12 protein-coding genes are annotated in these 13,408 nt (G+C 33.3%); all 12 read left to right on the top strand.

Going from position 1 to position 13,408, the window contains the following annotated elements:
• The first annotated feature begins 3 nt into the window (after positions 1-3).
• Genes wecB through ACE1ET_RS02880 form a run of 12 tightly spaced genes read left to right on the top strand, consistent with a single transcriptional unit; the run spans position 4 to position 13,341 of the window.
• Positions 4-1,128 carry a non-hydrolyzing UDP-N-acetylglucosamine 2-epimerase gene (wecB, locus tag ACE1ET_RS02935; protein WP_375726866.1) on the top strand — a complete coding sequence of 375 codons (1,125 nt, stop codon included), beginning with the start codon at positions 4-6 and terminating at the stop codon, positions 1,126-1,128.
• Positions 1,116-1,982, top strand: a complete 867-nt coding sequence (locus ACE1ET_RS02930) for a dTDP-4-dehydrorhamnose reductase family protein (protein ID WP_375726865.1) — start codon at positions 1,116-1,118, stop codon at positions 1,980-1,982. The genes wecB and ACE1ET_RS02930 overlap by 13 nt, the downstream gene beginning before the upstream one ends.
• Complete coding sequence (locus tag ACE1ET_RS02925; protein WP_375726864.1) at positions 1,979-3,190, top strand: glycosyltransferase family protein; 1,212 nt, start codon at positions 1,979-1,981, stop codon at positions 3,188-3,190. Before ACE1ET_RS02930 ends, ACE1ET_RS02925 begins: the two co-directional genes overlap by 4 nt.
• Entirely contained in the window at positions 3,187-4,476 is a 1,290-nt protein-coding gene (locus ACE1ET_RS02920; protein ID WP_375726863.1) for a hypothetical protein, read from the top strand. The genes ACE1ET_RS02925 and ACE1ET_RS02920 overlap by 4 nt, the downstream gene beginning before the upstream one ends.
• Positions 4,454-5,509, top strand: a complete 1,056-nt coding sequence (locus tag ACE1ET_RS02915; RefSeq protein ID WP_375726862.1) for a CapA family protein — start codon at positions 4,454-4,456, stop codon at positions 5,507-5,509. Before ACE1ET_RS02920 ends, ACE1ET_RS02915 begins: the two co-directional genes overlap by 23 nt.
• A gap of 15 nt (positions 5,510-5,524) precedes the next feature.
• Entirely contained in the window at positions 5,525-7,294 is a 1,770-nt protein-coding gene (locus tag ACE1ET_RS02910; protein ID WP_375726861.1) for an asparagine synthetase B family protein, read from the top strand.
• 6 nt (positions 7,295-7,300) lie between these two features.
• Positions 7,301-8,365: an ATP-grasp domain-containing protein gene (locus ACE1ET_RS02905; protein WP_375726860.1), complete on the top strand. Its 1,065-nt coding sequence runs from the start codon at positions 7,301-7,303 to the stop codon at positions 8,363-8,365.
• Entirely contained in the window at positions 8,365-9,306 is a 942-nt protein-coding gene (locus ACE1ET_RS02900; RefSeq protein ID WP_375726859.1) for a glycosyltransferase, read from the top strand. The genes ACE1ET_RS02905 and ACE1ET_RS02900 overlap by 1 nt, the downstream gene beginning before the upstream one ends.
• Positions 9,306-10,442, top strand: coding sequence for a carboxylate--amine ligase (locus tag ACE1ET_RS02895; RefSeq protein ID WP_375726858.1), 1,137 nt, complete (start codon positions 9,306-9,308; stop codon positions 10,440-10,442). The genes ACE1ET_RS02900 and ACE1ET_RS02895 overlap by 1 nt, the downstream gene beginning before the upstream one ends.
• Positions 10,443-10,486: 44 nt before the next feature.
• Complete coding sequence (locus tag ACE1ET_RS02890) at positions 10,487-11,233, top strand: phosphatidylserine decarboxylase (RefSeq protein WP_375726857.1); 747 nt, start codon at positions 10,487-10,489, stop codon at positions 11,231-11,233.
• Positions 11,230-12,315, top strand: coding sequence for a DUF354 domain-containing protein (locus tag ACE1ET_RS02885; protein ID WP_375726856.1), 1,086 nt, complete (start codon positions 11,230-11,232; stop codon positions 12,313-12,315). Before ACE1ET_RS02890 ends, ACE1ET_RS02885 begins: the two co-directional genes overlap by 4 nt.
• Before the next feature lie 6 nt (positions 12,316-12,321).
• On the top strand, positions 12,322-13,341 hold the full coding sequence (locus ACE1ET_RS02880) for an SDR family oxidoreductase (RefSeq protein ID WP_375726855.1): 1,020 nt from the start codon (positions 12,322-12,324) through the stop codon (positions 13,339-13,341).
• Positions 13,342-13,408: the final 67 nt, after the last annotated feature.

The following is a 13,408-nucleotide window of genomic DNA, read 5'->3' as shown; positions in this document are numbered from 1 at the left end:
ACAATGATCAAAGTTCTTACTGTAGTTGGAACACGACCCGAAATAATTAAATTAAGTCGTGTTATTAATGAGTTGGATAAATATACTAATCATGTACTGGTACATACGGGGCAAAATTTTGATTATGAATTAAATGAAATATTTTTCAAGGATTTAAACATCAGGAAACCGGATCATTTTCTGAGTGCTGCAGGAACGAATCCTTCAGAGACGATAGCCAATGTGATAAAAAATATTGATGAAATTCTGGAAAAGGAGAAACCTGATGCATTTTTAATTTATGGTGATACGAACAGTTGTTTGAGCGTTATACCGGCAAAAAGAAGAAAAATTCCGGTTTTCCACATGGAAGCTGGCAACAGATGCTTTGATCAAAGGGTGCCTGAAGAAATAAACAGAAAGATTGTGGATCATTTGAGCGATATTAATATGCCGCTTTCTGAACACGCCAGGAGATACCTGATTGCAGAGGGAATAGGCCAGGAAACTATTATTAAAATTGGTTCTCCCATGCGTGAAGTTTTTAATTTTAATAAAGAAAAGATAGAAAGATCAGATGTGTTGGTCAGAGAAAAATTAAAACCGAACGATTATTTCATATTAAGTATACACAGAGAAGAAAATGTAGATTATGCCGGGAATTTCAAATCGTTATTGGAGGCTATCACATTGCTTGAAAACACTTTTCATAAAAAAATTATTATTTCCACACATCCGCGTACCAGAAAAAAGATGGAGCAAATGAGTTTGGAAAACGATAATGATAATATTCTTTTCATGAAACCCTTTGGATTTAATGATTATGTTAAGTTACAACAAAATGCATTTTGTGTGCTATCTGACAGTGGTACCATAACAGAAGAAGCTTCGTTGTTAAAGATACCTGCTATAACAATCAGACAGGCACATGAGAGACCGGAGGGAATGGATGAAGGGGTTGTTGTTATGTCTGGTACAGAGCCTGACAGAATTATTGAATCGGTAAAATTAGTTACAGGGCAACATAAAGAATGGCGGGAGGCTATAGAAGATGTTGATGATTATAAGGCTGAAAATGTATCGTTAAAGGTTGTGCGTATTATTATATCCTATACCGATTATATTAACAGGACGGTATGGAGAAAATAAAAAGAATTGCCATTTTAGGCGCTTCAGGGATGTTAGGACATATGGTTTACCATGTTTTAAAAAGTGAGACTAACCATAATATAATTCCTGTGGTAAGACAGGGGAAAATATCAGATGAGGCTGTAATTCTGGACGTAATGCAAAAGGATGAACTCATCAATACGCTTAAACATATTAAGCCCGATGTTGTCATCAACTGCATAGGCATTTTAATTAAAGGCAGTAGTGATAACAGCGAAAATGCCATATATATAAATGCTTATTTCCCTCATCAGTTGTCAAATCTGGGCAAGCAATTTGGGTTCAATGTAATACATATCAGTACAGACTGTGTTTTTAATGGCAAAAAGGGGAATTATACTGTAAATGACGATCCGGACGCAAAAGATATGTATGGAAAGAGTAAAGCGTTAGGCGAATTGATTAACGACAGGGACCTCACCATAAGAACATCTATCATAGGACCGGAATTAAAATCGAACGGGGAAGGCTTGTTAAACTGGTTTATTTCTCAGAAAGGTGATGTTTCTGGTTATAGCAGAGCTATTTGGACCGGACTTACCACGCTTGAACTGGCAAGGACCATAAAATTCTTACTACAGGAATCAATTCATGGATTATATCAAATTGTTCCTGATTTACCCATTAATAAATATGAACTATTGAAATTATTCAAAAAGAATTTTTCAAAGGCAAAAGTGGATCATATCAGGATGAATGGTGAGGTGGTCATTGATAAATCGTTAATCAGTAACTATAGCATGTCAGCGATTAAAAGTTATGATCTGCAATTGAAAGATCTGGCTGAATTTATGATGCAACATAAGGAGCTGTATAAACAATATTTTTCATGAAGAAAGTTCTGGTTATTGTCAGATCATTTGGTCTTGAAGCACCGCAACCCATTCGTTTTAAGCACTTAATTTCAAATTGGAGAGAAGATATTGAAATTCATGTGCTGAGGTTCAGAATAAATTCAAAAGAAAATAATATTAGGGATAATATTAAAATTCATGAACTGAACTACGGAAAAATATATAGAAAATTATTTAATCCATATCGTTCCAAAAATAACGTTCCGGCTGCTAATAATAAATTAAAGAAGAAAAAAAATCTGTCTGGCAGAATTAAACGGGAAATAAAAAAACTCTTTTTCCCGGACCCCTTAATACTGGAATATCCCAAAATCAAAAAAAAAGTATCAGCATTAATCAATGAATATAAATATGATACAGTTTTAGTGAGTTGCTTCCCTTTCACACTTCTAATGTTAGGGAAAGTAATAAAGCAACACCATTCTGAAATAAAAATTATGGCTGATTTTGGTGATCCTTTTTATGGGAGTAGCACCATAAGGAATAACTCATTCAGAAATAGACTGGCGTACCTTTATGAAAAAAAATATTTGAAATATGTTGATGAACTCATTGTTGTTTCTGACTTAATGAGAGAGAGTTATATAAAATGCTTTAATAAATCATTACATCCGGATTCCGTTAAAGTAATACAGCAAGGCTTTAATATTAATATCCCAAAATCAAAAAAAAAGGTAACGGACAATGCCGAAAGGACTTCGCTGAAAATGATTTATGCAGGACGGTTTTACAATAAATTACGTGAACCGGGAGCCTTGATTGATGCGCTTTGCAGAAGTGAAAATATTACGCTTGATGTATTTGGACCGGATAGTCCCTTTAATTATCATAAGGGATGTAATAATATTATATATAAGGGAGAAATTTCAAATGACGAACTGAATGATTTGTATGCTGAATATGACATTGTTGTTTTTATAGATAATGCTTTTGGGAAACAGATACCGGGAAAGTTATTTGAACTGATTGCTACGAAATGTCCCATATTATACATCTATAATGAAGCTTCACCTTGTTTAAAAATAATGCATTCGTATAAGGGAGCTGTGTGCGTCCTCAACGAACAAGACATGGTTTATAAGGAAATCAGGGACCTTCTTCAAAAAATTAAAGGTTTAACATTCAGTTATCCGATTGATAAGCTTTCCTGGAAGAATCTGGCTGAAGTTTATAAAAAAAGCCTGTGAATAAATTTAAACGGAACTTTTACAAACTTGTAATTGCAATACCTGTAATTTTTGCAGTTGTTGTGAATACAACGGGATATTTTCCCGGAGGAACACTAAATCCGGGAACGATAAGGGGTTTCGTATTCGCAATTATTTTATTTTATTTTATTCTTAGGTATTATCCCAAACAAAAGCCCAATGGAGTGATTCTGGGATTTACCTTGTACATTGGCGTTTTAAGCCTGATTTCATCCGATACACAAACATCCATATATGCCTATCTGAAATTCTTTATTGGAAATTTGATGTTTCCGCTAGGATTTTATTTCATCAACAATTATCAGAAGTTCATAAGATTATCTTATTCTTTTATAATAAGTCTAGGTGTTTTTGTTGTTTCAATTATTATTTCCAATTTCTTTAAACTTGGAACATCTGATTATTTAAATGATACGGTATACTTTGGTGCCGGAAGGGTAAATATCACAAAAAATATGCTGGTTTTACTGTTCTCTGGTACCATATTGCTGGCACATTTGAAAGATAAACAGTTAAAATGGTATTTACTCTTTTTTATTATTGCAATCTTTTTCACCCTGGTAGGCATTAAGCGGTCGGTATTGCTTTCATTTGTTTTGGGGGCTTTTATTTATGTCATATTCAATAAAAAAAGGTTTATCCTAATGAGATATGTATTAATATCAGCGGTTATGATAATAGTGTTTTTTATTGCATTCCCAAAACCTCTGGAATTGTTTATTTTACGTTATCAGGCCAGAGAGGAAAGAATTCAACTGGAAGAAGAAACTATTGAAGGTGAAGCAAGATACAGCGAAGTAGAAGAGGTCTGGAACAATTTCATTAAAAGTCCTGTTAATGTAAAACTCATAGGTAGTGAAATGTTTAATGACAGATATAAGTATCATCATAAAAGAATGCTACATACGGATTATATGGTACTATTAAGCGGTTCCGGTCTAATTGGTTTGTTTTTATGGTTTTATATTCTTTGGGAAATAATTCGCGTAAAGGAAAAATACTGGAAGTTACTGAATAAGGATGAAAGGTTTATTTATTTTAATCCTACTTTCTATGCCGTTATAGGTGCTCAGCTAATAATGTCCATATCAGGATCTGTTCAAGCCATTGATTTAAGGGCTTACATTATGCTTTTGTTAGGTGCAATGATAGGCACATTAAGAGGTGAGTATTTAATGCAGAAGGAGGAAGGAAACGAAACTCGTATTCCTATGGCAAACGGGGTAAAAAGATATTTAATTAATGCTGTTAAATCTGATAGGTGATATTGCATTTACCGGTTTATTAAGTTTAGACTCAGAACGGAATTATGAACGAACTAAATCTGTTATCCCTGTGAATAAGGTTGCTGATCTGGTTCTTGCAAATCTGGAAGTGCCTTTGCTGTCTGATAAAAATGATAAAAATTCAAACAAAAATTTTATCCATTATTCACTGAAGGAGCCTTCCGAAGAACTTTTAAAATATTTATCCATATCCTGCGTATCTCTGGCGAACAATCACATCTTTGATTGTGGCATGTCCGGTTTAAAAGAAACAGTTAATATGCTTGATCAACTGGGTATTTCGCATACCGGCGCAGGATGGAAAAAAGAGCATCTGGAACCTGTTATTGTAGAGTCAGATGGGATTAAAATTGGCTTTATTGCCTACGTCGACAAATCAACGAATCCGAAAACAGAATCTTTCAGGGAGTTATATATTAATTATTTGGAAGAAGACCGAATAACAGAAACCTTAAAGGTACTAAAACAAAAGGTAGATATAATAATCTGCAGTCTCCACTGGGGGGTGGATTATTCATATTATCCAACCAACGAACAGGTAAAATTTGCGAGAAGAATAATTGATCAGGGTGCAACAATAATAATGGGTCATCACCCGCATACAATCCAACCTTATGAAAAATATGGGAATGGCATTATTTTTTATAGTCTTGGAGGATTAACTTTTGGAGATTTTTACAAGCATGACAAGCTCATTGCATTATATAAAAAGACTAAAAGATCAGTTATTGCTAAGCTTGATGTTTCAAAAAACAGATTAGAGTTTAATTCTGTAAAGGAATTAAAGGGGAATTATTTAAAGTTGGATCAAAGAGATTTTGAAAAATGGTCGAAAAGAAAATGGAAGTATTACAGGGTTAAGAATTCAAATGCATTTCTTAAGAGAATATTTATATTTAAAGAAAATGTATTGGATAGAATTAACGAGTATTTTTTTGGTTACTATCAAAACCCGGTTAAACGATTATTTCAGCTTGGTAACATTAAAAAACTAAAAAGGTTATTCACATAAACAGGCGCTTGCAGGATGAGAGAAGACTTCTTAGTTACATATAAAAGATCAGATTCTCCTGATATCGGTAGGTTAACATTGCAATATGACAGTAATGAAATCAAATTGTATTGTAATAGCGGATCACTTATACAAATTGGTGATATCCAAATTTTTATCGATGGCTATATTTTGCCACGGGACATCATATTTGATGAATACAGTAAGTACGATCCTCATTCACTTGTACACGTTTTATACAAAAAATTTGACGACGATTTCATTCTGAATATTAAAGGGTTCTTCTGTATCATAATTCTTGATTCATATCAGGTAAAAATATTCAATGATCAATTAGGATTGTATCCATGTTATTACACATCCGGACTAAAATCAATTGATAGAATTTCAAATTCAGTTGATTTACTTAAATCTGATGGATTCACTTTGAAACCGGATTATAGTTCCATAGTAATAAAATCGTTAATCCATCGGAATGTGCCCGGTAAAACAACTTTTGAAGGTTTAGAAAAGTTTTTGCCAGCCACCTGCTTAAGGATAAATGATCAATCTGTTTTAAAATCACAATATTGGAAATACACCTCGCTTCTTGAATTAAAGAAAAAGAAAAGAGCTTCATCATTTGAAAATGAAGCAAATTTTATGAATCGCTTATTTTCCCAGTTCCTTCAATATTTAAATCCTGATAAACAGTACATTTCGTTAACCGGGGGAAAGGACAGCAGAACTGGTTTGGCAGCGCTCAAAAGTCTGAGCAAAAATCCTGTTGGATTTACCTATGGGAATCCGATGTCGAGAGATGTTATTTATGCCGGTTTATTAGCTGATAGCGTGAAAATTGATCATTACATTATTGAACCTGAAAGTTCAGTAGATTACTTTGAAGATGCTGTTAGTGATATTGTAAAACTGGGAAATCCGGATATTAATCTGTTTAGGCTACACAGGTTTAACGCATTTAAAAAAGTTTCAGATAAGTCTGATTCCCAAAGTGCATACTTCGCAGGATATATGGCTGGTGAAATCTTAATGGGTATTTATTATGATAACCTTATTTTTACAAATTTTATAACTGATTTCTGGGAAAACGGTAGCTTAAATAGTATTGCTGATATAGCATATAATTACTTTATCAAAGATCAGTGTTTTGATGATAAAGCTGTACTTGATGACCTTCATAAATTAGAGTGCTTAAATCCGGATTTATCCAGGTCAATGAAGCAATTTCATGGATTATTTGAGATTGGAATACCGCACCATGCACAGGATATTTTTATTTCATCTAACTATTTTTCCTATACTTATCCGTTTTTCCTTGATATTGATTTATTGGAAGACCTCTTTTACGGTAATTTTAATCTTTTTCATACAGACAATACCACAAAAAATCCGTTTAAAAGGTATGCGTTGTACGCTTACAATTTAAATATTCAGCATTTATTATTTCCTCAAATGGATCAGGTACCTTTTGGCAAAAGAGGTTCATATAATACCCGGGAATATCTTCGTGGTTCATTTTATTGGTCCGTGATAAAAACGATCAGATTTTTTACAGAGCGCAAAACTTATCCTCCGTCTATTAATTATGACGAAACTTTCAGACAATTTCTCTTGCAGTGGTTGAATCAGATTAATAGTGATAGAAATTCAGAACTTCATATGTCATTTAATATTGAAGAGGCAATCTCGGAATTAAGTCTTATCTCAGGAACAACGCAGGAGGGAATACTACATAAATATTCTAATATTGTTATGCTTTATATGCAATTAAACTATTATAAATAGTTGGTTATGAAACATTCTGACACAGAAAAACATTTTTCGGTTGCCATATTAAAGAATGAAGATCCATATAATCATTTACTATGGATAGAAGCATGTAAAAAAAACAGAAAGATTTCTGATTTTGAGATTATAGATATTTTTTCTGATAACTGGTTAGAAAATGTATTACGGAAAAAATATGATTTATTTCTGTTAAGACCTCCTGGTCAAACAGAGCGGTATAAGCGCTTATACGACGAAAGAGCATATATTTTATCTAATGTTTTAAAACTTCCGGTTTATCCCTCTTTAACAGAGGTGTTGATTTATGAAAATAAGCGCTTCCTGAGAGACTGGATGGTATCAAATAAGATTCCACATCCCAAAACACACATATTTTATCGTAAAACTGATGCACACTCGTTTATAAAGGGTGACTCTAAGGTCCCTATAGTAGCTAAAACAAATATTGGTGCCTCAGGAAATGGAGTTGAAATACTGAATAATACTCAGGACGTTGAAGCATACATTGAAAAAGCTTTCAGTAAAGGTATAAACCGGAAAATAGGCCCTAAAGTCTTTAAAGGATCATTGATTGCAAAGCTTAAAAAGGTGTTCACAAAAAGAGGTTTTCTAAAGAAACGACTAAAGGATTATTCAGATGTAATGCAGGAATTGCAAAGAGGATATGTAATTTTTCAGGAATACATTCCACATGAATTTGAATGGCGTTGTGTAAGAATAGGTGGATCTTTTTTTGCTCATAAAAAGTTGGTAAAGAACAGTAAAGCCAGCGGAACCTTAAAAAAAAATTACGGTTCTATTCCGGAAACATTACTCAATTTTGTAAAAGAAGTTACCGAAAAAAACAAATTGTATTCAGTCGCTATAGATATATTTGAGACTAAAGATTCTTACCTTGTTAACGAGATTCAATGTTTTTTCGGGCAATCGGACCCATATCAAATGAGTGTTGACGGAAGGCCCGGAAGATACCTTTGGACAAAAGATAAATGGGAATTTGAAGAGGGAATGTTTAATACGAACGAGTCCTACGATTTACGTTTGCAACACGCAATAGAAAACCTGTAATGAAAATTCTTTTTGTAGGGAGGGGAATTCAGCCTGGCATTTTTAAAATTATAGTTCAAAATCAATCAGCCAGCTTAAAAAGTATCGGAATTGATGTAGAACATTTTACAATTTTAAAAAAGGGAGTATCCGGTTATTTACAGGCGGTATTTCAATTAAAAAAATATCTTAAGAAAAATAAATTTGATGTTGTTCATGCTCACTATTCATTGTCTGGAATAGTTGCATCTTTAGCTGGAGCCAAACCATTGATAGTTTCATTGATGGGAAGTGACATAAAATCATCAGGTCTCATAAAAAAAATTATTAAAGTTTTTGTTAATAAATTTTGGTCCAAAACAATTGTGAAGTCAGAAGATATGAAAATAAGCCTTGATCTGGATAATATAACTGTTATCCCAAATGGTGTTGACCATAATAGGTTTTTCCCTGAGGATAAAAGAAAGTCTCAGCAAGTACTCAATTGGGATACTTCTAAGATTCACATATTATTTGCAGCAAATCCTGATAGACCAGAAAAAAATTTTAAGTTATTTGATCAATCATTATATTTATTGAAGAGTAAATTTAACTTTAGTAATCTTGAAGTTCATACTTTAATAAATGTTCAACATGATAAAATACCTATAATGATGAATGCTGCAGATGTTGTTGCGTTATCAAGCTTATGGGAGGGAAGTCCAAATGTAATTAAAGAGGCAATGGCTTGTGGAAGACCTATAGTTAGCACAGTAGTTGGTGATGTTGAGGAACTTTTTTGTAATCAAGAGGGACTGTATTTATCAGAAAGCAATAAATCTTGTTATTCTGAAAAATTGAAAGAGGCTGTTGAATATAGTTTAAAAAATAAAATGTCAACTGGTTTGAAAAGAATAAAGGAGTTAGATCTTTCTGCAAATAAGGTAGCATCAAAATTAGTGAGTCTTTATCAATCGATATAATGTCAAATAAAATAGGCATAATAGTTTTAGGAGGTCATATTCAGGGCCTAACCATTATTCGTATACTTGGAAAACTCGGTATCCCATCTGTTTTAATAGACAATACATCGATAAATCTTGCACGCTATTCCCGTTACTGCAAAACATTCTACAAGTGCGAAAATGAAGAAATATTAAGTACACTGGAGGGCTTTAGGAAGGTTAATAAATATAAAGATTGGGCTGTATTTCCTACAAATGACTTCCACGTTGAATTATTAAGTAAAAACCGGGAGAATTTGAATAAATATTTCAAAGTTACTTCGGACGAGTGGAGTATTCTTAAAACTTGGTTTAACAAAAGGGAATCATACAAATTTGTGCAGAGTCTGGATATTACAATTCCTAAAACATGGTATTGTGATACATTAGATGAATTAAATTCAGTAGATATATTTCCCTGTATTATAAAACCAGCCGTTATGCATCGGTTCTATACTCAGGTGAAACAGAAAGTTTTTGTTTGTAAGGATAAATTTGATTTAATAGATTACTTTAATAAAGCCGTTGAAATAATACCAAATGATGAAATAATAATTCAGGAAATTATTCCCGGTTCAAGTGAAAACCAGTATTCTGCCTGTTTTTTAGCTCGTAAAGGTGAAATATTAGTTCAGCTTTCTGCCCGGAGGGCAAGACAACATCCTCCTGACTTTGGGAATGCAACAACTTTTGCTGAAACGACAGAATACCTACCTTTTTTGGATGATGCCAGAAAAATTATTGGAGAAAACGGGTATACCGGCTTATGCGAGGTTGAATTTAAATATGACAGCAGAGACAATACATATAAATTTCTTGAAGTAAATCCCCGAACATGGAAATGGCATGGTATCGCGGTCAAAGCCGAGACGCCATTTTTACCACAATTAATTAATTTCTTGTACGATGAAACAGTTAATAAAGTGTTGGAATGGAAGCCTGCAACATTTTATCATGTTGTAACTGATTTTACCGTAAAATTTAAAATGAAATTAAATCATACATATAGAAGAAAAAATAATATTAATGCATTCAATGCTGTATGGGACTGGAATGATTTAGGACCATCTGTAATGGAATACATTATTTTACCATATTTAATTTTAAAGAGATAATGATAACCATGGTAATATTAAGTTCTTTGATTATTAGCACGATAATGTATTATTATTTACATTATAAAACTAAAATCAGCCTGAAATATCTTTTTATTGATAATCCAATAGTAATTTTAATATCCGTTATTCTTTTTCTTTTATTGCATAAGCTATCAAATAATCTGATTGCATATTTCGTCTCTGCTGCATCTATACCTTTACTGGGCTTTATTATTACCATGATAAGATTTTGGCGAACTCCGGTAAGAAAAGTTGTCGCTAAAAATAATCAACTTGTTTCCCCTGCAGATGGCAATGTCATTTATATTAAGAAAGTCGAAAAAGGAGAGATTCCTGTATCTATTAAACAGGGATTGAAAGCAACGCTTTCTGAATTGTCACAAACAAATCTTTTGGACCATCCTTCATGGTTAATAGGAATTAATATGACGCCTTTTGATGTCCATAAGAATTGCGCACCTGTATCTGGAACCATTCTGTTAAACAAACATATAAGTGGTGAATTCCTGTCCTTAAAGAATCCCGAAGCAATTTTAAGAAATGAAAGGAACACATTGGTTTTGGTGAATGAGAATAAAGAAGTTTTTGGAATTATTCAAACGGCTTCAAAATTAGTCAAAAGAATTGATTCCTACGTTAAGGTTGGTGATGTTATTAAACAAGGTGAATGGTTTGGAATGATACGGTTTGGTTCACAGGTTGACATAATTATTCCCACTATATATTCACCTGAAATTCAACTAGGGCAACAGGTATACGCTGCAAAAACTATTATCGCTTCAAAATGAATATTTTAATTGAAATTGGACATCCTGGGCATGTTCATTTATTCAGAAACGCATATCATAATCTGAAGTCGAAGGGTCATAAAATAACCGTTTTGACACATGATTTGCCGATAGCAATTAAATTATTGGAATACTATAATGTTGGATTTAGAATTATTGGACAAAAAAGGAAGTCGATTACTGGAAAATTGCTGTTTGTTTTAATACACACATTAAAACTTATAGTGATGATAAAAAAGGAAAAAATTGATATATGTATCAGTTCGTCCCCGTCGTCAGTGATTGCTACGTTCATTTCAGGAAAGAGAACAATATTTATGGATGATGATGATGATCCAGTTGAACCTTTTGTGTATAAATATGTGCATCCATTTTGTTCTGTAATACTATCTCCGCAAAATACAGTAAGAAAATCAAAGAAGACAATATATTATCAAGGATATCATGAACTGGCATACCTGCATCCTAATGTATTTATACCGGAACAGGAGATTTTAACGGAACTTGGATTAAAACGAAGTGACACATTTTTTATATTAAGATTTGTAGCGCTTAAAGGTCATCATGATATTAATGCCAAAGGTTTAAGTCTTGAACAGAAACTTGAATTAATTAAAGTTTTAGAAAAAAAAGGGAAGGTTTATATTACTGGTGAACGAAATCTTGAAGAACCATTAAAAAGTTATGGATTAAATTTACCACCTGAAAAATTACACCACTTATTAGCTTTCGCACAAATTTTTATTGGAGATAGTCAAACTATGGCCAGCGAATCTGCAGTTCTTGGAGTCCCTTCATTAAGATGCAATACGTTTGTTGGTAAAATTACGTATCTGGAAGATGAAGAACATAATTATGGGTTAACTTATGGGTTTAGTCCTGACAGATTTGATGATCTTAATAAAAAGTTAATTGAAATTTTGAATAATCCCAGTTCAGTTAAAGACTGGCATCAGAAAAGGGAAAAGTTACTAAACGATAAAATTGATGTCACCGCTTTTATGATTTGGTTTATTGAAAATTATCCGGAAAGTTCCAAAATAATGAAGGAAAATCCGGAATATCAGAATCGATTCAAATAAATATTAATGAGCATTTATAAAATACTGGTTACCGGAGGTGCGGGTTTTATCGGATCCAATCTGTGTGAATATTTTCTGCTGAAAGGTCATAACGTAGTTTGCCTTGATAATCTGTCAACTGGAAAACAGGAAAATATTGATGAACTGAAACAATATAATAAGTTTACCTTTGTAAAGGGTGACATTTCTGATTTTGAGGATTGCAAAAAAGCTGTTAATGGTGTGGATTATGTGTTTCACCAGGCTGCACTGGGAAGTGTACCCCGGTCCATTGCTGATCCCGTAGCAACGAATAATGCCAATATTACCGGTTTTCTGAATATGTTGGTAGCTTCGAGGGACGAAGGCGTAAAGCGTTTCGTCTACGCTGCATCATCATCCACCTACGGTGATTCAGTAGAACTTCCCAAGGTAGAAGATCATATTGGTAAACCGCTGTCTCCATATGCCATTACAAAATATGTAAATGAATTGTATGCACGCAACTTTTCAGATCTGTACGGCATGGAAACCATTGGGTTAAGGTATTTCAATGTGTTTGGAAGAAGGCAGGACACAAAGAGTACATATGCGGCAGTGATACCTCTTTGGGTTAAGGCACTGCTGGAGCATCAGCAACCGGTCATAAACGGAGACGCATCCTATACACGCGATTTTACTTATATTGATAATGTCTTATTAGCCAATGAACTGGCTGCATTCACGCCAACAGAGACCATAGTGGAGCGGGCTAAGTCTTATAATATGAATTTATCCTATGATGTGCATCTGAATCTTGTGTTTAATGTGGCTTGTGGAAATAACACATCTTTAGGCGAACTTTTTTCTGTTTTAAGAAATACTTTAGCCAAACAGGATTCTGAAATCAGGAATATAAAACCATATATCGGTCAGAAGCGTGAAGGAGATATTCCCCATTCTTTAGCGTCAATTGAAAAAGCAAAACGAATTTTAAATTATAAACCACTCTTTACAGCTGAGGAAGGCTTTGTGAAAGCCTGTGAGTGGTATGTGAAAAATCTTTAATCGTTACACGTAACATTGGATATGTTACTAGTGACAAGTGACAGGTTACATTATAGTGCAGTAAAAA

The sequence above is a fragment of the Quyinboa mangrovi genome (assembly GCF_042219825.1).
Lineage (GTDB): Bacteria > Bacteroidota > Bacteroidia > Bacteroidales > UBA5342 > JBHJHP01.
This window is presented reverse-complemented; position numbering and strand designations above follow the sequence as displayed.

Bases quoted from the DNA above. Each gene is read 5' to 3' on its own strand.
- ACE1ET_RS02890 (WP_375726857.1), top strand. From the start codon at position 10,487: ATGTATTATTATTTACATTATAAAACTAAAATCAGCCTGAAATATCTT.
- ACE1ET_RS02930 (WP_375726865.1), top strand. From the start codon at position 1,116: ATGGAGAAAATAAAAAGAATTGCCATTTTAGGCGCTTCAGGGATGTTA.
- ACE1ET_RS02905 (WP_375726860.1), top strand. From the start codon at position 7,301: ATGAAACATTCTGACACAGAAAAACATTTTTCGGTTGCCATATTAAAG.
- ACE1ET_RS02910 (WP_375726861.1), top strand. From the start codon at position 5,525: ATGAGAGAAGACTTCTTAGTTACATATAAAAGATCAGATTCTCCTGAT.
- ACE1ET_RS02915 (WP_375726862.1), top strand. From the start codon at position 4,454: ATGCTGTTAAATCTGATAGGTGATATTGCATTTACCGGTTTATTAAGT.
- ACE1ET_RS02885 (WP_375726856.1), top strand. From the start codon at position 11,230: ATGAATATTTTAATTGAAATTGGACATCCTGGGCATGTTCATTTATTC.
- ACE1ET_RS02925 (WP_375726864.1), top strand. From the start codon at position 1,979: ATGAAGAAAGTTCTGGTTATTGTCAGATCATTTGGTCTTGAAGCACCG.
- ACE1ET_RS02880 (WP_375726855.1), top strand. From the start codon at position 12,322: ATGAGCATTTATAAAATACTGGTTACCGGAGGTGCGGGTTTTATCGGA.
- ACE1ET_RS02900 (WP_375726859.1), top strand. From the start codon at position 8,365: ATGAAAATTCTTTTTGTAGGGAGGGGAATTCAGCCTGGCATTTTTAAA.
- ACE1ET_RS02895 (WP_375726858.1), top strand. From the start codon at position 9,306: ATGTCAAATAAAATAGGCATAATAGTTTTAGGAGGTCATATTCAGGGC.
- wecB (WP_375726866.1), top strand. From the start codon at position 4: ATGATCAAAGTTCTTACTGTAGTTGGAACACGACCCGAAATAATTAAA.